Source organism: Arthrobacter sp. C9C5 (assembly GCF_013359735.1).
GTDB lineage: Bacteria > Actinomycetota > Actinomycetes > Actinomycetales > Micrococcaceae > Arthrobacter.
In genome coordinates this window covers 136478-156799 of the sequence record NZ_JABFMX010000010.1, presented here as the reverse complement: position 1 = coordinate 156799, position 20322 = coordinate 136478, and the positions used below count along the sequence as shown (strand labels likewise).

General features: G+C 62.1%; 17 protein-coding genes and 1 pseudogene. 4 read left to right on the top strand and 14 right to left on the bottom strand.

Going from position 1 to position 20322, the window contains the following annotated elements:
* Positions 1–622: 622 nt before the first annotated feature.
* Positions 623–864 (bottom strand): annotated as a pseudogene (locus HNO80_RS10085) (Y-family DNA polymerase); the annotation flags it as partial.
* Between the two features lie 364 nt (positions 865–1228).
* Positions 1229–2392: a low temperature requirement protein A gene (locus tag HNO80_RS10080; RefSeq protein ID WP_175322709.1), complete on the bottom strand. Its 1164-nt coding sequence runs from the start codon at positions 2390–2392 to the stop codon at positions 1229–1231.
* A gap of 502 nt (positions 2393–2894) precedes the next feature.
* Here HNO80_RS10080 and HNO80_RS10075 point away from each other — a divergent pair.
* The 3 genes from HNO80_RS10075 (at position 2895) to HNO80_RS10060 (ending at position 5486) form a co-directional block, all read left to right on the top strand.
* Positions 2895–3110, top strand: a complete 216-nt coding sequence (locus tag HNO80_RS10075; RefSeq protein ID WP_249777271.1) for a hypothetical protein — start codon at positions 2895–2897, stop codon at positions 3108–3110.
* 411 nt (positions 3111–3521) lie between these two features.
* The gene (locus HNO80_RS10065) at positions 3522–4643 is read left to right on the top strand and encodes a sensor domain-containing phosphodiesterase (RefSeq protein ID WP_249777270.1); all 1122 of its coding nucleotides are present in this window, start codon (positions 3522–3524) and stop codon (positions 4641–4643) included.
* A gap of 114 nt (positions 4644–4757) precedes the next feature.
* Positions 4758–5486, top strand: a complete 729-nt coding sequence (locus HNO80_RS10060) for a hypothetical protein (RefSeq protein WP_175322708.1) — start codon at positions 4758–4760, stop codon at positions 5484–5486.
* Positions 5487–5636: 150 nt separating this feature from the next.
* On the opposite strand, the gene HNO80_RS10055 is transcribed toward HNO80_RS10060, so the two are convergent.
* The 10 genes from HNO80_RS10055 to HNO80_RS10010 all read right to left on the bottom strand — a co-directional run bounded on the left by HNO80_RS10055 (position 5637) and on the right by HNO80_RS10010 (position 15897).
* Positions 5637–6683 carry a helix-turn-helix domain-containing protein gene (locus HNO80_RS10055; protein ID WP_175322707.1) on the bottom strand — a complete coding sequence of 349 codons (1047 nt, stop codon included), beginning with the start codon at positions 6681–6683 and terminating at the stop codon, positions 5637–5639.
* Between the two features lie 255 nt (positions 6684–6938).
* A complete protein-coding gene (locus tag HNO80_RS10050) occupies positions 6939–7934 on the bottom strand; it encodes a sugar phosphate isomerase/epimerase family protein (protein WP_175322706.1) in 996 nt (331 codons plus the stop codon).
* Between the two features lie 119 nt (positions 7935–8053).
* Positions 8054–8377: a putative quinol monooxygenase gene (locus HNO80_RS10045; protein WP_249777269.1), complete on the bottom strand. Its 324-nt coding sequence runs from the start codon at positions 8375–8377 to the stop codon at positions 8054–8056.
* A 63-nt stretch (positions 8378–8440) separates the two neighbouring features.
* On the bottom strand, positions 8441–9613 hold the full coding sequence (locus HNO80_RS10040; RefSeq protein ID WP_175322705.1) for a levoglucosan dehydrogenase: 1173 nt from the start codon (positions 9611–9613) through the stop codon (positions 8441–8443).
* A 69-nt stretch (positions 9614–9682) separates the two neighbouring features.
* A complete protein-coding gene (locus HNO80_RS10035) occupies positions 9683–10498 on the bottom strand; it encodes a sugar phosphate isomerase/epimerase family protein (RefSeq protein ID WP_175322704.1) in 816 nt (271 codons plus the stop codon).
* Entirely contained in the window at positions 10495–11649 is a 1155-nt protein-coding gene (locus HNO80_RS10030) for a Gfo/Idh/MocA family protein (protein ID WP_175322703.1), read from the bottom strand. The genes HNO80_RS10035 and HNO80_RS10030 overlap by 4 nt, the downstream gene beginning before the upstream one ends.
* 6 nt (positions 11650–11655) lie before the next feature.
* Positions 11656–12642, bottom strand: coding sequence for an ABC transporter permease (locus tag HNO80_RS10025; RefSeq protein WP_175322702.1), 987 nt, complete (start codon positions 12640–12642; stop codon positions 11656–11658).
* Positions 12643–12645: 3 nt separating this feature from the next.
* Positions 12646–14154, bottom strand: coding sequence for a sugar ABC transporter ATP-binding protein (locus tag HNO80_RS10020; RefSeq protein WP_175322701.1), 1509 nt, complete (start codon positions 14152–14154; stop codon positions 12646–12648).
* 51 nt (positions 14155–14205) lie between these two features.
* The gene (locus HNO80_RS10015) at positions 14206–15366 is read right to left on the bottom strand and encodes a substrate-binding domain-containing protein (RefSeq protein WP_175322700.1); all 1161 of its coding nucleotides are present in this window, start codon (positions 15364–15366) and stop codon (positions 14206–14208) included.
* Between the two features lie 48 nt (positions 15367–15414).
* On the bottom strand, positions 15415–15897 hold the full coding sequence (locus HNO80_RS10010; protein ID WP_175322699.1) for a hypothetical protein: 483 nt from the start codon (positions 15895–15897) through the stop codon (positions 15415–15417).
* 209 nt (positions 15898–16106) lie between these two features.
* Here HNO80_RS10010 and HNO80_RS10005 point away from each other — a divergent pair, with 209 nt between their 5' ends.
* Entirely contained in the window at positions 16107–17189 is a 1083-nt protein-coding gene (locus HNO80_RS10005; protein WP_175322698.1) for a LacI family DNA-binding transcriptional regulator, read from the top strand.
* Positions 17190–17217: 28 nt separating this feature from the next.
* Here HNO80_RS10005 and HNO80_RS10000 read toward each other — a convergent pair whose 3' ends face one another.
* Positions 17218–18327, bottom strand: coding sequence for a hypothetical protein (locus tag HNO80_RS10000; protein WP_175322697.1), 1110 nt, complete (start codon positions 18325–18327; stop codon positions 17218–17220).
* A gap of 186 nt (positions 18328–18513) precedes the next feature.
* Positions 18514–20142, bottom strand: coding sequence for a PucR family transcriptional regulator (locus HNO80_RS09995; RefSeq protein ID WP_175322696.1), 1629 nt, complete (start codon positions 20140–20142; stop codon positions 18514–18516).
* Positions 20143–20322 lie beyond the last annotated feature (180 nt).

Sequence of the window (20322 nt, the reverse complement as noted above, 5' to 3'; positions counted from 1 at the left end):
GGGGGGGGCAGGCCAGACCGCGTTCGGGGGCGCACCCCCGCAGGCTGGCTTCTTGGTCTCAAAAACGATGGAGCCAGCTTGCAGAACTCACTGATGGTTTCTATCGCTCTATGCGGCAGCGCCGGTACTTGATCAGTCCACGGCATTTGCTGCAGGACCTACTGCATGCCAGGCCTGACGCTCAGCGTCTAGAGCCCAAAAAACCCCCCCAGTCGCAGCGACTGTCGCGGGTTTCTTGTTGGGAGACGTAAAGAAAACGTTAAGGATTTCCACGAAGTGAGGGCTGCTTCTTAGCCCCGGGTAGCCTCTTCCTAGGTGCTGTCCCCGACGCGTTACCCCCAAGGCGCGAGGGGACAGCGCCCCTGGGATCCCCTAACTTCAGCCAACTTCGCAGCGTCCTGACTCTGCTAGGCAATGATTTTATTCACAGGCTTTTCCACGCAAGATCATGCAGAACGGACGGCGCTCAGCTCTGCGAGCTTGCCTGGCCTCGTTGCTTGGGCCGTTGATTCAGCCACCGCCCGACGAAGATCCTTCAACGCCGACAGGTAAGCCGCTGTGAGCCGCCGCGTAGCGGGCTCCGAGCCAGCCAACTCCATCTGAGTAGCCTAAGTGCGGCACAACCCAGCACCTGCACGGTGGCGCCGGGCTGCTCGCGTAGGGTGGCCACCACCGTTCCAGACCCCGCCAGGTAAGCCTCTTGATCGACGGGCAGGACCACAGCGTCGGGCAGTTTCTGGGCCGCAATGCGTAAGGGCATCTCCATGTCGAATGCCTTGGCCTCGTAGGATGTGGTCGACACTACAGCCGGTTCCATAGGACCGCCCCGCCGCCGACAATAATCGGCTTGCCCGCAAGCGGAGGCGACGGTCGGTGTCCGGTGACGCCGTCGCCTTTGCTTGGCTGAGCCGGCCGATGTCGGTGCCGTCGCTATGGTTCCCTGGTTGGAGCATGGCTCCGGCGAGTTCGCGGAAACGGAGTTCTGAGAGGCGCCGCCGGTGATGGGGCTCTCGACGACTGCGGCCATGAAAGGGTGTCAATGCGGGGTGCGGCAGTTTGGGAGGCCTTGGGGCATGCCCTCGCTTAGTGCGGGCTCTTGGGCAGACCCCGCAGGGCCGTGGGTCACCAAGCTTTTCATAATCATTTCACCTCCGTTCCTAGCCAGCGTTCTCAAAGTGCAACGGCACTGCGTCCTTCATGGTCTGCTGGCAGGATCCGGCCCTCCGCCTCAGCGGGCTCCTTGTTGCGTTCGGCGGCGGCGGTTCACGGCATCTGCGACTGCCACACCTATGAGGGGGAGCGCGGCGCCCATAGCGGCAACGAAGGCCGGGAGGAGAAAGCTCAGATTTGCCAGCACTGCCAAGGCTCCGATGCCGGCGAGATCAGATGGTTGGCGGTGGCCCAGTACCCGCCGGATAAAAAAGCCACGGCCGGCAAGGAAGAGAGCCGGCCCGCCAAAAAGGAACAGAACGGTGGCAACATCGGGGCGGGCGGCCGGATCGCTGATGGCGAGCTGATCACCCACCGCCACCAAGATCAGGCCCGCCAGTAGCACGACCAAGGTGTTGCCCGCCAAGATGCCGGGTCGGAACTGATCATCCACAGACGCAAGCTTCTTCAGAATTTCCTGTTCGAGGCTATAGAAGTAGCACCACCAGATCGCGACGCTTCCGGCCAAACTTACGGTTCCGGTCACAAATATCAAAGGGTCCTCCAGGTTGCCGGCGATCGCCAGACCGGTTGAAAGGATCGTCTCGCCAAGCGCGATCAGGTAGAACAACCCGAACCGCTCAAAGATCCTTTCTCCCGGCAGCGGGACCCGGCTTCCTTCTGTCTTCTGTCCAGGCAAGCGGTGAGCCAGCATATGGCCGCCCAGATCGATTGCGGCAGCGACACCCCAGAACATCAGGCGGGACCCCGGACCGAAAAAGACGCCGGCAATCCAAAACGGCGCGCTCATACACTGCCAGATCAGCGTGCGCACGAAATGGTTGTGGGTGGTGCGGTCAAGTCCGACAGTGAGTAACCATGCACCCCGGCCCAGCTGGACCAGGAGATAGCTCGCGGCAAAGAGCCAGCCGAAGGCGCCAAACGCTGAGCCGATTGAGGCGTTCATGAACAGTGTGATCAGCATGACGACCAGTAGCATCCACTGCACCTCAAACCGCGAAGTGTCCAGCAACGTAGCCGCCCAGGTCGTATACACCCACACCTTATAGACCCCAAGAAGAAGCACAAATGTCTCACCGGCCGCCCCCCATGAAGGTTGCTCCAGCAAATGATGGGAAAGCTGCGACAGCGCGAACACAAAGACCAGATCGAAGAATAGCTCCAGCCGTGTAACGCGGCCTCCGGAGGCTGCGGAACGCATCAGCGACGTGGCACGAGACATGAGCATCCTCCACTGTGCCAGGAGCGGACGGATGCCCGTCCTGTTGTCGAAAGACTGACGATGGTCAGAAGAGAAGTCAAGGGGGAACTGGCTGGACAAGTGTCACGGCGCCCCTCCCACGGGGCGTGGCGAAAGAGCTGCCGCCCAGGGGAACGCTCCGAGAGCTCCCGGGCGTCAGATTTTCGTCATCGAAGTTCATATTCATCTCACGAAACAGCCCATTTCGCCCGGCCCGGACACGTCTTGCACGAATCGATCGGTCCGAGATCAAAGGGTGCACGCTTTGGAACAACCACGGCATTCTTGCACGACCACGGATCGTAGGATTTTTTCAAGGCGGGCACACGGCTCGGCCGAGCAACTCGGGTCCGAGCTGCCATAGGTTTCGCGATGGCCACGCTCGATCTGTACAGCCCTTGCAGAGCCGCACTAGCGGCTCCGCACCGGGACGCCGGGCGAGAGAGCTCCCTGCCTTTGAGCGCTACCAGAACAGGAACGATCTATGACCACCGCCGCCGGGATGATGTACCACGTCACAGCAGATGAGCCCCACTTGATAGCCGAACGCCTCGATGCCGCTGAGGAACAGGCACGGGCGCGGGCGCTGGTTGAAGGAAAGCACGGAATTCTCGTGACCCGCCATGGGTCGAACTCGTTCACAGTAAGCCTGAGCCCGGACGTCCCCTATGGAACCACACGGGAATGCGACCTCGCCTGAAAAGGGAGCGTGCCGGCCGGAATGAAATTCGGCCGGCGCGACCCTTGACGTACACCTTCGCGTCACGGCGAAGGCAGACAGACCGCCGATGCAGATCCGTAGGATTAAATCCGCATTGAGCGACGGAAGAAGAAGGCTCGCATGTCCCCAGTACCGAAAGCCACCAGCCAATCCCAAACATCCGCGTGGGGTCGATGGTTCCTGCCCGTTCTGTCACTTTGGCTGGCATCGGCCCTATCAATTCTTCTGCCTCTATTGTTCGGCCTCGTGCCTTGGAACGGCCTCGGGGTCCCAGCCCAAGTGTCCGCCCTCGCCTCAGTTCTGCTCGTGCCGGTTCTTCTGCATGCGGCCGGCAGCCTTGTCCGGCAACAGCGCAGGGACCGTCTTGAGGCGTCGACAACCGCCAGACTGATGGACGCAATCCTGAACGCTACCAACGTTTGGCTTTGGGCAGTAGGAACAGACGGCCGGTTCACGTTCTCGAGCCCGGCAAGCCGGGAGTTGTTCGGCTATGAGCCCTCCGACCTCGTGGGACGCCCGTGCAGTCTGATCATCGACCTTTCCGACCTCAAGACCGCACGGAAGCCTGAGGCAGGCGCCGGTCCAGAAGGACTGATACTTCCCGCCCGCCACCGGGATGGCCAGCGACGGAGCGTAGAGGTCGTCGGGTGGCGGCGAGCGGATGTGGAGGGCCGGGGAACAGGATTCCAAGGAATCGCACGGCCGCCAGCAGACTTCGCCGTGCAGCGCCCCGCAGACCAGACGATCGCGGCGCGTCTCGATCGCCTGATCGCCACTCGGGCCCTGATCACAGCGTTCCAGCCGATCTGTCATCTGGGAACCGGCGAGGTTATTGGCGCCGAAGCGCTCACTCGCTTCGTCAGCTCTCCTGGCAGGTCCCCGGATCGATGGTTTGACGACGCCGATTCAATCCGCCGAGGTGTTGAACTCGAATTGCTGGCCCTGGAAACAGCCTTGATCGCCGCTGCGGATCTTCCTGACCACCTCTATATCGCCGTAAATCTCTCCCCATCGGCATGCCTTGAACTGAAGCTAAGTGACATCGTGGAGAAATCGAGTCTGACGCCTCAACGAATCGTTGTGGAGCTCACCGAGCGCACAGCAGTGGCTGACTATGTACGCCTCGCAGCAGCTTTGGCTCCGCTGAGAAGCGCTGGCCTACGCATAGCCATAGACGACGTCGGCGCCGGGTTCTCGTCGATGCGCCACATCCTGAAGCTCAACCCGGAACTAATCAAACTGGACCGGGCAATAATCGCGGGTATCGACAACGACCCGAAGCAGAGCGCCCTGTGCACAGCGATGTTAGGTTTCTCGTCACAAATCGGCGCAGACCTGATCGCCGAGGGAATCGAGACCCCTGCAGAGCTAACGGCCTTAACCGACCTGGGCGTGAAGACCGGGCAAGGCTACCTCTTGGGGCGGCCATCTGTGCTTTCGGCGGACTGGTCCCATTGGAGACGGCGGAACCGTCCGTCACCGAGTGGAGATGCCGAGTCATATGTCACATGAAGGCCCAAATCCGCGGAGCCGGCCAACGCTCCGGCCCATTCTTCTTGCAGGCGCTTACAGCGATACCTTCCCGGCTACGAGCCACAACTCCACCACTGTGCGAGAGGTCTTCAGATGACAGCAGGTGCCGGAACCGTCCTTTGGGCGATGCTCACGAGTGTGGACGCCGCTCGTCACCTCCTCCACGGCGCCGCAGCCGAGGCAGGATTCAGGGCTAGGCTCTGCGACGAGGACTGCATCAATATCGCGGTACCGTTCTCCCTCCGCAATCGACGCCGCGCAGTGCGGATGACCGCTGCCGTGCGACTGTCCGGGCGTGGTGCCGACGTGGTCTGGACGGCCGATCAGGGGCCGCTCAACCATGGGCATCTGGCCAACATTGAGGAAAAGCTGCCCGAGGGGGTCATGGACTACCACGGGCTTGAGGATGCCGCGTTGCGGGCTGGGCTCACCCTGGGCGGGCGGACTGAGTTTCGAGCTGTGGTCCGTTTGCTGGCGCGGGGCGAAACCGTCCTGGCGGTCGGGAAAGGGAACCTGAATGAGGCCGCCGGTTATGTCGTCCTTACGAGCAGGCGCTTCCTCGTCATTGAGACGAGCGTCCTCGGTTCCCGAATACTCTTCGATGCCCCGCACGGATCCATCGAAGCGCTGTCGCTCGGCAAACGAAGCACCGGGGAAACCATCCGGGTCGCTCTGCCGTCCGGCCCGATCGTTATTTCGCGGCTGGGCCACGGGGAAGGGTACGGCCTCGTCAAGAGTTTTAGGGAAGAGAAAAGGAATCGGGAACGCTTTGTCCCGTCCTCGGCAGAGGGCAGTCCTGCCCCGGATTCCCGAAATTCATGAGGACGGCTGTTGCTTGCGACTCGATGTCAGGTCTGTGACCCTGCATTTGTCCGCGGAGCGATCCCGGGTATGCATACCGTTCGATGGGGCTCCCGGCTGTCCAGGGCCACAGGGAGATCGGCTGCCAGGCGAGGTTCCAGTCCGACCGGTTCACAGCTCGGTCAGTTTTCTCAATTCGGCGGATCGGATCCGCAGCACTTCCGATTTCTCCTGCGCTTCCCGAAGCGACAGACCCGTAAATTCCCTTATGGCACGTCGCATGGCTTGCAGGCTTGTGAAACCGCTGGCACCCGCTACGTCCGTCAGAGAGCGTTTCCAGGCGGTTGCTTCGGCGAGGAGCTCAAGGGCTTCCAAGGTCCGAAGGGCGCGGATGTGTGCGCTCACCTGGAGCCCTTCACCTTCGAAGAGGTAGTAAAGGGCACGGCGTGAAAGAAATGAATAGGTCACGACCTCGTCAACAGTGAGGGCAGGGTTTCTGAAGTTCTTGCGCACGAACTTCTTGACCGCTGCGATTCGGGCCAGCCTAAGGTCGCGGGGATCGGCCGGGGTTTCGAGCAACGAACTGATCAGGGCCGTCATCATCGACCGGACAACCGGTTGAAGTCGTTGCACCTCCTGCGCTAACCCGGTCCGCTGCCAGCCGGACAAGGCTGGAAGAACCAGCCCCTTCATAATCGGGTTTTCCTTGATGTCGGCCAACCCCTGCAGCCGTTTAACTGACGTGTCGTCCAAGCCGAGCAGCTCGCGGTCGAAATGCAACCGCACTGCGCTTAGTCCGGCTGACGCATAGAAGTTGCCCGGCACCGAAAGATCAAAGAACCTGACGGTACCGGCAGAGACGGCCTCCGAGTGCCCCGAGAAGCTGAATTTGTCACACGACGACCTGAAATGCAGGAGCCAGTCGCTGGGATACGAAACCCCGTCCCAATGGCAACTGGCAGCGTCATTCGTGACATCAACAAGGCTGAACCCGGGACCGTCGAGGCCCAGTGCGGTCGGATTGAAACCCGGCGGCACTGACTTTTCGATTTTTTCCAACCGGGCAGGAGCGTCAATGGCGCTGCCGTACCAGCTGCGCCAATGATCAAATTTTTCCTCCGGGCTTAGCCCCGCCGGAACACTGTAGCGCAGGATCTGGCCCTGCGGTGCTCCGTCCGAACCGCCGGCCGTGACCTCGCCGTGAGGTGTGTATTGCATTGGCTGGGGACCTTCTAGCTCGTCCGAGATTCAATGTGCCGCGCGGCTGCAACACAAGGCCTGCCGGTGTTGTACGGGGTGTAGAACGCCCGTCCATTCTACCGCTGGCCGGCCACCAGCACGTCAGTTGCACCCGGCCACCGGGTTCTGACACCGATGACATCAGCCCGCAGGAGGTGGATGCTCCCTAAGCGGTGGTGCCTATGTCCCGACCTGCTTGTCACTGCCTGCGGCCGGAATGGCCATTGCCGCCCCTTATTGTTTGAATGCGGCGTCGAAGGAGGTGTTCGAGGCGGGGAAGTTGTACTTTTTGAGGTTGCCGAGGGCTTCGGGGGCGCCGTGGAGGCGGTCCATGCCGGCGTCTTCCCATTCGATGCTGATGGGGCCGGTGTAGCCGATGGCGGTGAGGGCGCGGAAGGATGCTTCCCAGGGCACGTCTCCGCGGCCGGCGGAGACGAAGTCCCAGCCGCGGCGGGGGTCGCCCCAGGGCAGGTGGGAGCCCAGGACAGTGTTCCGGCCGGTGGGGCGCAGCTTCGTGTCTTTGCAGTCCACGTGGTAGATCCGGTCCTTGAAATCCCAGATGAAGGAGACGGGGTCGATGCCCTGCCACATCATGTGGGACGGGTCCCAGTTGAGGCCGAATGTGTCCCGGTGGCCGATGGCTTCCAGGGTGCGGACGGTGGTCCAGTAGTCGTAGGCGATTTCGCTGGGGTGGACCTCGTGGGCGAAGCGCACCCCGCAGTCGTCGAAGACGTCAAGGATGGGGTTCCAGCGGTCGGCGAAGTCCAGGTAGCCGGCCTCGATCATCTTCTCCGGGACGGGCGGGAACATGGCCACGTATTGCCAGATCGAGGAGCCGGTGAAGCCGACGACGGTGTCCACACCCAGGGCCTTGGCGAGGCGGGCGGTGTGTTTCATTTCCTCGGCGGCACGCTGCCGGACGCCTTCGGGGTCGCCGTCGCCCCAGACCTTGGCACCGACGATGGCCTCGTGCCGGAAGTCGATGGGGTCATCGCAGACGGCCTGGCCCTTGAGGTGGTTGGAGATCGCCCAGACCTTGAGGTTGTACTTGTCCAGCACGGCGAGTTTGGCGTCGACGTAGCCGGGTTCGTCCCAGCGCCAGGCGTCCAGGTGGTCTCCGGAGACGGCGATTTCCAGGCCGTCGTAGCCCCAGCCGGAGGCCAGCCGGGCGACTTCCTCGAAGGGCAGGTCGGCCCACTGGCCGGTGAACAGGGTGTACGGGCGGGGCATGTCAGGCTCCTACAGCGTGTTGGGATGGATGATGAAACCGGCAAGATGTTGCTTCGATGGTTTGGCAGAGGCATCAATGGGCGCAGCAAGGATGCCTTCCGCGATACCTCTGGCTCTTGTCAGGCCAGCGGCGTAAGAGAAGTCACCGAAAACGGCGCGGCCAGCAGCGGCGTCACCATCTGCACAAAATCCTTCACGTGGCTCTTGTCGTTGTGGTCAACTAGGTCTTGGCGGCTGTTCCATCCCTCAAACAGCACGAAGGTCCCGGAGCGCTGGTCGTTGGCAAAGACGGTGTACTCCAGACAGCCTGGATCGTTGCGGCTCACTGACTGCAGGTTGGCGAGCGCTTCCCGCACTTCGCCGCCTCGCCCTTCTTTGGCTATGAAGACAGGCATCAGCCAGACTTCTGCCGCGTTGCGTTGAGCTGGGAGTGCGGGGGCCATGTTTCCATCCCTTTCTCGGTTTTGGGGTTCGGGGGACGGCAGTCGCCGTCCCCCGAACGGGTGTTAGACGCTGATCTGCGGGACCTCGACCCAGGATTCTTTTGCAGCTGATTCGACGATCGCGTCGTCGATGAGGGCAACCTGATAGCCGTCTGCAAAGTTGGGGCTTACGCTGCCGCCTTCTGCGATGGCTTTGAAGAAGTCATAGGCCTCGATGATCTTCGTTTCGCCGTAGCCAATGCCGAGGGCAGGAATCGGCCAGAGTCCTTCTCCGTAGGGATGTGCCGGACCGGTGTAGATGGTGCGGAATCCGCGCCGGTCGCCCTGGTCGGACGCGAAGCAGACCTGCAGTTCGTCGCGCCGCTCGTAGTTGAAGACGATGCTGCCCTCGGTTCCGTGGATTTCGAAGGTTATGTAGTTGTTCCTTCCATGAGCGTTGCGTGTCGCCTCGACGGATCCGACGGCCCCGTTGGCGAAGCGGATCATGGTCATGACTTCATCATCGACATCAACCTGGCCTCGGGGGCCCTCCCCGCCCCGTACGGTGCCGAGTGCGTCCGCCCCGCCTGTTTGGAGCGGTCGTTCCGGGATCCAGGTGGACAGGACGGCATTGACTGCGCTGAACTCGCCGACGAGGTACCTTGCCATGTCAATGACGTGCGTTGCGATGTCACCAAGGGCACCGGAACCTGCGATGGATTTCTGGAAGCGCCACGACAGGGGGGAGTTCGGGTCGGCGCTCCAGTCCTGCAGATAGGTGCCGCGGAAGTTGAGGACTTGTCCGATTGCCCCTTCCTCGATGTATTTCTTTGCCAGTGCGACTGCGGGGGTGCGCCGGTAGTTGAAGGCGACCATGTGGACGATGTTCTTGTCTTTGACGGCGTCGTACATCGCCTTGGATTCTTCGCCGGTGCGGGCCAGCGGTTTTTCGCAGATGATGTGTTTGCCTGCTTCAGCGGCGGCGATGGCAATTTCGGCGTGGAGATGGTTGGGTGTGGCGATGTCTACGACGTGGATGTCCGGATCGTCAATGATGGTGCGCCAGTCAGCGGTGGAGTTCTCGAACCCAAAGCGGCGGGCCGCTTCGGCGGCGAGATCCGGGTTGGCTTCAGCGATGACTTTGCGGACCGGGAGTGCCGGTGCCGGCCAAAAGAACATGGGCATGGCGGCGTAGGCCAGGGAATGGGCCTTGCCCATGAAGCCGCCTCCGATGAGGCCGACATTGAGGTTCTGCATGTGAATCTTGTTCCTTCCGGAAAGTTCGGGACACGCCGGCTGTGGCTGCCCCTCGCGGTTGAAAATCAGTTAAAGGAGCTTCTCAAGGTATTTCTTGCTGATTTCTGCGGCGGCTCGCGGGTCGCCGTCGTAGTTGTCGAGTTCGACCATGAGCCAGCTGTCGTACCCGCTTTCGCGGATCGCGGCGATGATGTCCGGGAAGTCGAGTTCTCCCTGTCCCAGCGGCAGGAAATTGAAGGGGTCCTTCTGGAAGTCCTTGAGGTGGATGTGCTGGATCCTGTCTGGGTACTTCCGGATGACTGCGGCCGGGTCTGCGCCGCCCGCAGCAAGGTGTGCCGTGTCCGGGCAGAAGCCGATCCGGGTCAGCGGCATGAGCCGATCCAGATCCTCCGGGCCCTCGACAATGGTGCTCAGGTGCGGGTGGTAGCTGGCCGACAGGCCAAAGCTCTCGGCGATGTCCGCCACGCTGTCCAGCGCCTCACCGAGGCGTTGGTAGTCCTCGTCAGTGGTTCCGGCTGCGCGCCGTGCTCCGCCCCCCACTACGAGTCGTTCCGCTCCGAAGCTCGCGGCCAATTCCGCGGCGCGGTGAATGCGGTGCATTTCGTCCGGGAGGATGTCTGCGTAGATGAAGTTGGCCCCGGTGTACACGCTTGTCAGCACAACTCCTGAAGTGCCCAGGAGCTCCTTGAGTTCCTCGGGCTTTTCCGCGTACTCCGCAAGGTTCCCGTCGAACATCTCCACACCCTGATAGCCGACGGATGCGATGTCCTTGACGGCGTCCCTCATGGAGCCGTGGGTCATGTAAAAGAGGTCCTTGACGCTCGTGACGCCTTGCGGGTGGCCAACGACGCCGCCCCAGGTGATGGAACAGTAACCAAGTTTCATTGCTTCTGCCTTTCAGATGCGGGGGAAGACTTGAGTAATTCGAATGGGATGTCAGTACCGGGAACGTCTACCCATGACTGTTGTGCAGCGGAGGTGACGAGTGCATCCGTCAGAATCGCTGCACGCAGACCGTCCCGGAACGTGGGCAGGCCTTCGGGCGCCTGTCCTTGGACGGCTGCATAGACGTCGGCGACGAAGGAGTTGAAGCTGTCCTGGTATCCCTGGGGATGTCCCGGTGGGAGTTTGGCGTAGCGTCTGCCGCCCGGGGTGGAAAGGGACTCCGGGCCCACGGGGATGTCGGAGCTGGATTTTGTACTTCCGATGTGAAGCGTGTCCGGCCGTTCCTGGTTGAAGCTGAATGACGCTTCGGTTCCGTCGAAGGAGAACCACAGCCGGTTCTTGCGGCCCGGGCTGACCTGGCTGACAACGAGGGAGCCCGTGGCCCCCTTGTTGGTCTGGAACAGGAGCGTGGCGCCGTCCTCCGTAACGACGGAGGACAACTGGCCGTCGGTTTCACGTTGATCGTAGGCCCGGCTGGTCTTTGCCACCAGGCTGGTGATTCTGTGTCCGGTGGTGAATTCCATCAGGTCGCACCAGTGCACGCCGATGTCACCGAAAGCTCTGGAGGTTCCTCCGAGTTTGGAGTCGACCCGCCAGTTTGTGGCTTCCGCGCCCGCCAGCCAATCCTGCAGGTAGGAACCGTGCAGCAGCCAGAGACGGCCGGCGTCGCCGCCCAGGATACGGTCACGGGCCTCACGGACGGCCGGATAGAACCTGTACACGAAGGGCACGCCCGTGACGACGCCTGCCCGGTCTGCGAGGTGCGTGAGTTCCCCGGCGTCCTCAACGCTCGTGGCGAGGGGCTTCTCACAGACAACTGCTTTCCCGGCTGCGATGGCCTTACGGGCAAGGTCAGCGTGGGTCGCGTTCGGGGTGCAGATGTGTACGACATCTACGTCGTTTCGTGCGATCAGTGCTTCGGGGGACTCGGTTGCGGTTCGGGCGCCGAGCGAGGCTGCTGCCGCTTCGGCGGAAGCCTGGCTGCTTCCAGCGATTGCACTGACTTCGCCCCCTGCTGCGCGCACCGCGTGGGCATGGATTGAGCCCATGAATCCTGTGCCGATGATTCCGGACCGTAGTTTGAGGGTCATGCGGTTTTACTTCTTCCGGGCGAGGGCGACGGCCAGGATGATGATGGCTCCACGGACCACCTGCTGTTGGCTGCTGTCTAGACCGGCCAGGATCAGGCCGTTGTTGATCAGGCCAATCAGGAGGGCACCGAACAGAGTTCCCATGATGGAACCGAATCCGCCGAAGAGGCTTGTCCCGCCGAGGATGACGGCGGCGATGGCGGACAGTTCGTCACCCGATCCCCACTGGAACCGGCCGGACTGGAGACGCCCGGCATACAGCATGCCGGCGACGGCCGCGACCGTGCCCGAAATGAGGAGCACCTGGAACTTGATGCGCTTGGTATTGATGCCCGTGAACTCGGCAGCGTTCCTGTTGCCGCCGGTAGCGAGCACCTGGCGGCCGAACTTGGTGCGGTTCAATACGACGGCGCCGGCCGCAACAAAGAGGGCGCTCCAGACGACCAGGCCAGGAACCGGACCGAAGTCCCCGGATCCAAAAATCATGTTGAAAGTGTCATTGAGGATCGGCTGGGGGGCCGAAGCCGTGATCCACTGGGCGACGCCAGCGGCGATACCCAACATGCCCAGCGTCACCAGGAAGGAAGGGATACCCAGGAGGCTGACCAGCGCGCCATTGATGGATCCGACGACGAGTCCGACGGCGAGGCCGGCGAGGATGCCTGGGACCAGGCCCCACTGCGAGACCGCCATGGCCGTGCAGACGCTGGCCAGTCCGGCCACTGAGCCGACGCTGAGGTCAATCTCAGCGCAGGAGATGACGTAGGTCATGCCCACTGCGATGACGGTGATGGTGGCGGTCTGCCTGAAAATGTTCAGCAGGTTTTGTGGGGTCATGAATCCCTGATCGCGCAGCAGAACGGCGAAGAAGAGGAAGACGACGACGAACCCGATGTAGATGACGTAGCGTCGCCAGTCGAGCTCTTTGAGGAACGTGCCAAAATTGCGGGGTGCCGCCGTATCGCCGGCGGGGATGGTGTTTGCCTTGCTCACTGTTCAGACTCCCTGGACTGCAAGTTGAAGATATTCCTCGTCAGCGATATCGCTGCGGGGGATGTCACGGATGACGGAGCCGTCCTTGAGGACGAGGACGCGGTCGCTGACCGCGAGCAGTTCCGGGTACTCGGAGGAGATGACGATGACTGCTTTACCGGCGCTGGCGAGTTCGCGGATCATGTCCAGGATCTCGCTCTTGGTGCCGATGTCGACGCCGGCTGTGGGTTCGTCCAGAATCAGGATGTCCGGGTTTGTGCCCAGCCACTTGGCGATCACCACTTTCTGCTGGTTTCCGCCTGAAAGCAGCCGCACTGGGCGGTTGGGGTGGGCGACCTTGACCGCGAACTTCTTGATGAGAGATGAAGACAGATCCTTGCCTTTCGTGGAATTCAGCAACGGTCCCCGCTGAATCTGGCCAAGCAGGGGTAGCAGCAGGTTGTCGCGGACCGAGTGGTCCAGGACGAGGCCTTGTGCGCGCCGGTCCTCGGGGATCAGGGCAACCCCGGCGTCTATGGCCTGCTGGGGGGAATTCAGGTTGATTTTCTTCCCTCGGATGAGGATGTCACCGCTGTCCCGCCGGTCGATGCCGAACAATGCCCGGGCGAGTTCGGTGCGGCCGCTGCCCATAAGACCGGCCAAGCCCAGGATCTCCCCTGGCCGGAGCGAGAAAGAGACGTCCCGTACTCGCCGCCCGGCGTTTAGTCCACGTACCTCCAGCAGGGGGGCACCCTCGTGAACCGCGTGGTCCCGCTCGCGGTAGGCAAGCTGGCCTTCGATCTTCCTGCCGACAATGCCCTCGACGATCTGTTCGGGGGTCACCGCGCTCAGTGGCTCGGTAAGCAGACGCCGGCCGTCCCGGAGGATAGTGATCCGGTCGGCAAGACGGTAGACCTCGTCCATGCGGTGCGAGATGTAGATGATCGAGATGCCGCGCTTTTTGAGGCGGTCAATCAGTTCGAAGAGCGCCTCAGATTCGTGACGGGCAAGGCTTGCCGTGGGTTCGTCCATGATCAGCACCTGAGCGTTCTGCGAGAGCGCCTTGGCGATCTCGGTCAGCTGCCAGTAGGCGGTTCCGAGCCGGGAGACTTCGGCCCGGGGATCGACGTCAACCTCCATTTCGGCGAAGACCTCCTTGGCCCGGCGGACCGAGGCGCGGTCGTCAATCAGGCCGCCTGCGCCGAGCGGTTCAGCGGCCAAGAAGATGTTTTTCGCCACCGTAAGGCTTGGTACGAGGCTGAATTCCTGGAATACCATCCCGATGCCGGCATTCTTCGCATCCTGGATCGAGTTGATCGCCGCTGGCTTGCCGCCAATGATGATCTCTCCCGCGTCCGCCTGATAGACGCCCTGCAGGATCTTCATGAGCGTGGATTTGCCGGCCCCGTTGCCTCCTGCGAGAGCATGGACTTCGCCCCTGCGGACGTCGAAGCTGACATCCTTCAGGACTGAAACGCCATTGAAGCCCTTGGAGACAGAACGCATCTCGACGACATTGTCTGCGGTGTTCATTGTTGCCCTTTCGGGACGGTGCGGGTTGGTACCCGCACCGTCCAAGTCTGGCTACTTCTTGTAGGACTCTTGAATGTCCTTGGGAGCGTCCTCGTGGTAGACCTGCTTCCAGGCTTCCAGGACGTTGGAGTGGTCAACCGGGACGGCGCTCAGGGCCACATAGGCTGGTGCCTTCTTGCCGATGAGGGCGCCTGCTGCCAGACGAGCCTCCGTGACCCCCTGATCGAAAGGAACCTGGGCGCCGAGACCGACGACTAGCTGGTCTTTAGCCAGAGCGATGGCAACGTTCTTACCGAGGTCCTCGGTTGCGATCTTCAGGTCCTGACGCCCCGCGGCACGAGCTGCGGCCATGACGCCTTCTGCGGGGACGTCCCACACGGCCCAGATGCCGTTCAAGTCGGCGTGCTTGCTAAGCATCGCATTTGCCGCGGCCTGGGCGTCTCCGGCGAAGTCGGGGCCGGCGATGCCCTTTTCTTCGACGATCTGGATGTCCGGGTACTCCTTAGTGATCGTTTCCTTGAAGCCCTCGTAACGCTGCTTCGTCACAAAGAAATCAGCCTGGTGGAAGACAAGGCCGATTTTGCCCTTGCCGCCGATGGCCTTGGCCATCTGGTGCGCGGCGACGACACCGTTGCCGTAGTTGTCGGCGGAAACCACGGAAACGTAGTCCTTGCCGGCCGTTAGTCCTTGGGGAACGTTGTCCATGAAGACGAGCTTCGTCCCGGCGGCCCCCACCTTCTTGTAGGCGGAGGCCGTCGCTACGGGGTCAGTGGGAATGGAGATCATGATGTTCGGATTCTGGGTCATCACGGTCTCGATGTCCGACACCTGCTTGTCCGGCTTGAAGTTCGCGTCTGTCGTAGCGATGACCTTGATACCGAGCTTTTCGAACTCGCTCTTGAGGCCGTTTGTCTGGGCGGTGGCCCAGTCGTTGCCGCCGTAATGCATCACGATTGCAGCCTTGGCATTGAGAGCCTTGATCTTCGCAATTTCTTCGGGCGTGAGATCTGCAGTCGATGCCGGTGACGGCGTCTCGCCATTCGGGCCCTTGCTCAGGACCTGTCCCTTGATCTTGTCAAGGGCCTGCTGGGCCTTCACGGACACGCCGGTATCAGGAGCGCTCGAGCTGCCCGCCGTCGAGCTGCTGCAGGAAGCGACGGAAATTGACAGGGCTGCGGCCAAGGCCACAAAGGGAAGCCTGCGGATCATCATTGTTCTCCAGTGCTTGTGTGTGGGGGTAGGTGGTAGATCGTTGCGGGGTCAGGCCAGGGCAATGGCGAGGGAAGGGGGTACGGGGGAGAGGACGAGTCCACCGGCGGCGGAGGCTGTGCGGACAGCAGCAGCCTTGTCTGAAGCCCTAACAAGGGCCTCTGCGTGCTTTTTGTTGACGAAGAGCCCGAGGGAACACGGTCCATAATGGGCTTCTACCCATTTCACCGCCTCGCCGGCCGCCTTTGTCATTTCGCCGGCCGCCTCAGCGACCGAGTCGTCAATGGTGGACAGCGACTCGGGAGCCCCGGCCTGGTCGACAGAAATGATCAAGCTTGTCCAGAGGAAGTTGTCATCGAATACGCCGATGACAGCCGTGGAGCCGGCCGAAACGAAGGTGCGGACAGCGACTGCGAGATCATCGCGTGCTGCGCCCTCCAGGAGCAATACCAGATTTGACCACTGGGTCTGGTCGATGTCTCGACGGGCAACGCTCGGATCGACTAAAAGTGCGTAGGCGGTGTTGTCGCTCATCCCGCTCCCTCTCCATCGAAGTACTAACACCGTGAACGTTTACGAACCCTCCGTGAACGTTTACGCCACCGATCGTAAACGTTCACGATGATTAGTGTCAAGCATCACACCAAGAGCCGCTGTGCGGTCCCAGGCAAGGTGGCAGCGTAAGATTGACGGGGTACAAGGCCGCCGTCGCCTCGGCCCACACAAGCTGGACAGGAGATGGCATGACAGACACGACGATTCCGCGCGAGGACAACGGCCGGGCTGCCGACGCTCCCTTACGCCGGAAACCGACCATAAACGATGTCGCCCAACTTGCAGGCGTCTCCTTCGGGACGGTCTCAAGAGTCCTGAATAACGCCCCCGATGTCAGCGCCTCGACTCGCGAGCGAGTCCTCCGGGTCATTAAGGACATTGGCTACCGCCGGAACCGCGCAGCCACAGCGCTGGTCACTAGCCGGTCGACCTCCATTGGCATCCTGTCGGGCGGATCCCCCCGTTTCGGCCCGGTGGGAACCCTTATGGCGCTCGAAAACGTAGCGCGGCACAAGGGGTATGCCACAACCGTGATCAGCGTCCAAAAACCCTACGAAGAGTCCGTCCAGGAGGCCCTGGACACTCTGGACGATACAGGCGTAGGGGGAATTATCGTCATCGCGCCCCTCGTCGAAATGGCGGCGGCCGTCTGGAGTGCATCGTGCCGCCTGCCAGTAGAGATGATTGCGGCGGGCGCGTCGTCAACTCCAAACGTATTCACATACTCCGAAAATCAGGAGCTCGGAGCGAGACTCGCCACCCAGCACCTCATCGACTTGGGCCACACCGACATTGCCCATTTCGCTGGCTCCATGGACTGGTTCGATGGACGGGTGCGCAAGCGCGGCTGGGAAGCGGCGCTCCGTGACTCCGGCCTCGAACCAGGTCTTTGCGTCGAAGGTGACTGGAGCCCGCGATGGGCCTACGAGACCGCCCTCGAGCTCGTCCGGGAGGCAAAGGTCCCCCAGGCGATCTTTGCGGCCAGCGACCATACTGCCCTCGGGCTGATCCGCGCGTTCGCCGAAAACGGCGTCCGCGTCCCCGACGATGTCAGCGTCGTCGGTTTCGACGATATTGAAGGTTCCGACTATTTCCTGCCTCCCTTGACCACGGTGCGCCAAGACTTCACGGCCCTGGCGCTCATGAGCATGGAGGTGCTTATCGGCGCCATGGAGGGGCGTGAAGTGGACCGAACGCCAATAGCTCCGGCTCTTGTCGTCCGGGCCAGCACCAGGCCGGCCGCATCCAAGGTAGCGGCCACGGGCCGGTAGGGGCCCGGACCGGTCGCCTCCGGCCGGATTATTCGCCTTCGTCGACCGCCTGGCGACGATGACGTTCGCGTTGGCCGTACGCGGCCCGAAGAATGTCGTCCTTTGACTCGAAGCCTGAGCCCAACGCACCACCGATGAGCGCCGCCGATGTCGTCATCCAGGCGACTTCCATGAAGTCCCAAACAGTCACCGGATGTTGCAGGGTCTGTGTCAATAGGGAGTCGTCGATAGTGAAGGCCGCGGCCAGCAGCACGGCCACGAATAGCAGGACGTAACTGATCACGACGCCGATCATCAACGACCACACTGTAGAAGTGTTGTACAAGGAAGCCTTGTACCGTTCGAGGGTACCGTCGCGCCGGGGGCTTTCCCAGAGATCGTGTTGGGTGATAATCCAGAACACCATAGAGCTGATCGAAAGGGCCATCAGCAACGTCAGCCTCGGCGCCCCTAGCAGGTCCGCGAGTTGCCAGATGGTGTTCGTGACAAGGGCGAAGGCACCCGTGGCGATCGCGGCGGCCATTGCGCTTCTCAATCCGAAGACCAACCGCCAAGGTCGGTTCGCCCGCAGCATGCCCGCCAGTAACCGTCCGCGGCCGAGCCTGGTTGCCGAGACATAGCGGAACCCTATCGGCCCCTCATCAGGAACAGCAGTTTCAATATGCCTGGATTGGTGCAGCGAAGGCGGCCCAAATTCTATGGGGTCATCCTCGGGATCGAAGTGGCGGTGCATCGCCCAGCCAAGATCGGCGACGGCGGTGCGGACCCGGCGGTCGATGTTGACTGCGCCGAGCGCGGGCAACGAAACAAGGGAGATCGGCTCTCCAAGCGCAACTTCCGCGACTACGGTCCGTCCCTCGAAACGGATCGGAAGATCGGTCAGGCAGACCATGACATCCCATGCACGAAGGGTCCGGTGCTTCGCCAAGGCGTCCAGCATCGGCGCCAACCCGTTGCCGGCCGTAAAATCCTGGTACTCGATCACCACCGACCAGTCGTGGCGCTCATCGGCAAGATTGAGCAGATGGCGCACTTCGCGGCCGTTGCGCTCGGCGAATTCGGCGGTGACCTCCGGTTCAGCGAGAACGCCCAGCTTACGGGCACTCTTGGGGTTTGTGTCGTCCGAATGTTCCGGCACGCCCGGCCTCCAATGGTTCAGTGTTTATGACCTGCAAAACTGCACGTCACCCTCGCCGCGGAGACAGGGCCCCGATGCCTGACCGACGTGGATGCCGCATTGTCCCGCGCGTCCAGAATCTGCTCCTAATCGAATCCGGAAGGTCACCCGGCACCGCGCGGACCTCGGCTATCTGATTGGACCCGGCTATGGGATGTGAAACGGGGCACCGTGCGGACGAACGCGCCATGCGCGCGTTGCGACGTGCAGGTTTAGCCGGGTCTCGGGATCGGCAAGGTCGAAGCCGGTGATCTGCCGGATTGACTTCAGGCGGTAGCGCAGAGTGCTTCGATGGATGGTCAGGCTTTCGGCCGTGCTGTCATAGTTGCCGCCGTGGTCCAAGTATTGGGCTAACGTTTGCACCAGGGCAGACCCGCGGCTGTCGTCGGCGCGTTGAAGGGTACCGAGCCACTCGTCGATATAGCCTGCCAAGTCCGGTGCGCCCCTGGCCGGGTCCAAGATGCGGTAGATCCCTAGTTGGTCAAATCGCGTGACACCGTAGCGATCGATTGAACCGGCGCGGATGTGCAGCGCGTGCAGGGCTTCCGAGAAGGAGCGCGGAATCTGAGCGACATCCAGGCATGGCCCGCCGATGCCCACGGCCCCGGTGGCACTTCGCAGGGTCTTGGCGACAACTGAAAAGACCTCGGCACCCAATGGGTCCCCACGTACCACGGCAACAGCCATGTCCGAGCGCCGCGAAACGAGTGCGGATGAACGAAGTTCCAGGAACGTCCTGCGCAGTGCCACCACGACGGTATCGTCAGTTCTTGGCGGCTGCCACTCCGCCACGATGACGTGCTGCGGACCACTGATGTCATACCCCAATGCCGCGGTACGAACCGCTGCGGTCGCGCCATCCAATCCGGACACGAGTTCGTCCACGAGGTCGCGCCCCAGCCTTAGTTCCAGCCGGGCCAGGTCCCTGCGGTGCGACAACTCGACTTCTAAGAGCCGCGATGCGTACTTCAACGCGAAGACCTGACCGGCGGTGACCGGCCTGTCGGTTTCCAGCATGCAAATAGCCCCCAACACCTCGCCGTGCGACAGGGCGAGGGCTACAAGCCTTCGGGGTTCGCGAACTGGTGAGCCGGAGGCAAGCCATAGCTGCGCAGTCCGCGACCTGGCCGCTGCGCCAAGCCTGGGGTAGGGCCGTTTGGACCCGATCCCCGCCGCCGCGCTAATATGCCCGAACGCGTCCTCAATGCAGATGGGCCGTCCCGTCAGCCGTGAAAGGACCTCCGCCAGGAGTCCCTCCCTGGAGTCACTCTTCCCGAGGTCGGAAGTCGCGCCCTGGTCCAGGGCATCCCGAATCCTGTCGTGTTCTTCAAGCTCAATTACCGTCGCCGAGAGGGACAGGAGACGCTGGTCCATGTCATCACGGCGGAGCAGCTGATCGATTGCGTCATCCGGGAGTTCGCCGGGGGATCCCCTGGCGTGAGCCGTTGCCGTTGTCCCCGCAACCGTCCGGAGGCGCATCAGCTGTGGGAGATCCGGAGGGTCGGCGGCGGACAGCACCAGACACCCGTTCAGCTCGGCACCGTCGCTAACGGTGAACAGCGCATATCGCCAGCCGGTCCCGGCACACGGGAGAACGGAATCCCTGCCATTGAGCCGCCGGACGTCTTGATCCAGGGGCAACGCTGCGCGTTCGGGCACGGGGCTCAACCGGCCATTCACCGCGAGGTAACGGCCCTCGACCTCACAGAACGACATCTCCGACACCGCTTGCGCGGCCGTGTTGAGGATTTCCTCTGCCGGACGTTGATCAAACATGTTGTTCCTCGTCTCTGTCCACAGCAAAGGGAAACATACAGGTGATACAACCCCGAGCAGACCCTAATCCTTTGCCCTCTATGATCCAGATTCTGCTCAGCGGCTTGTCCCACCACCGAGCTTAGGATCAACTGATTTTCGGATCCCGCGGTATGCCCTCCTGAATACGAACGCCTGAAT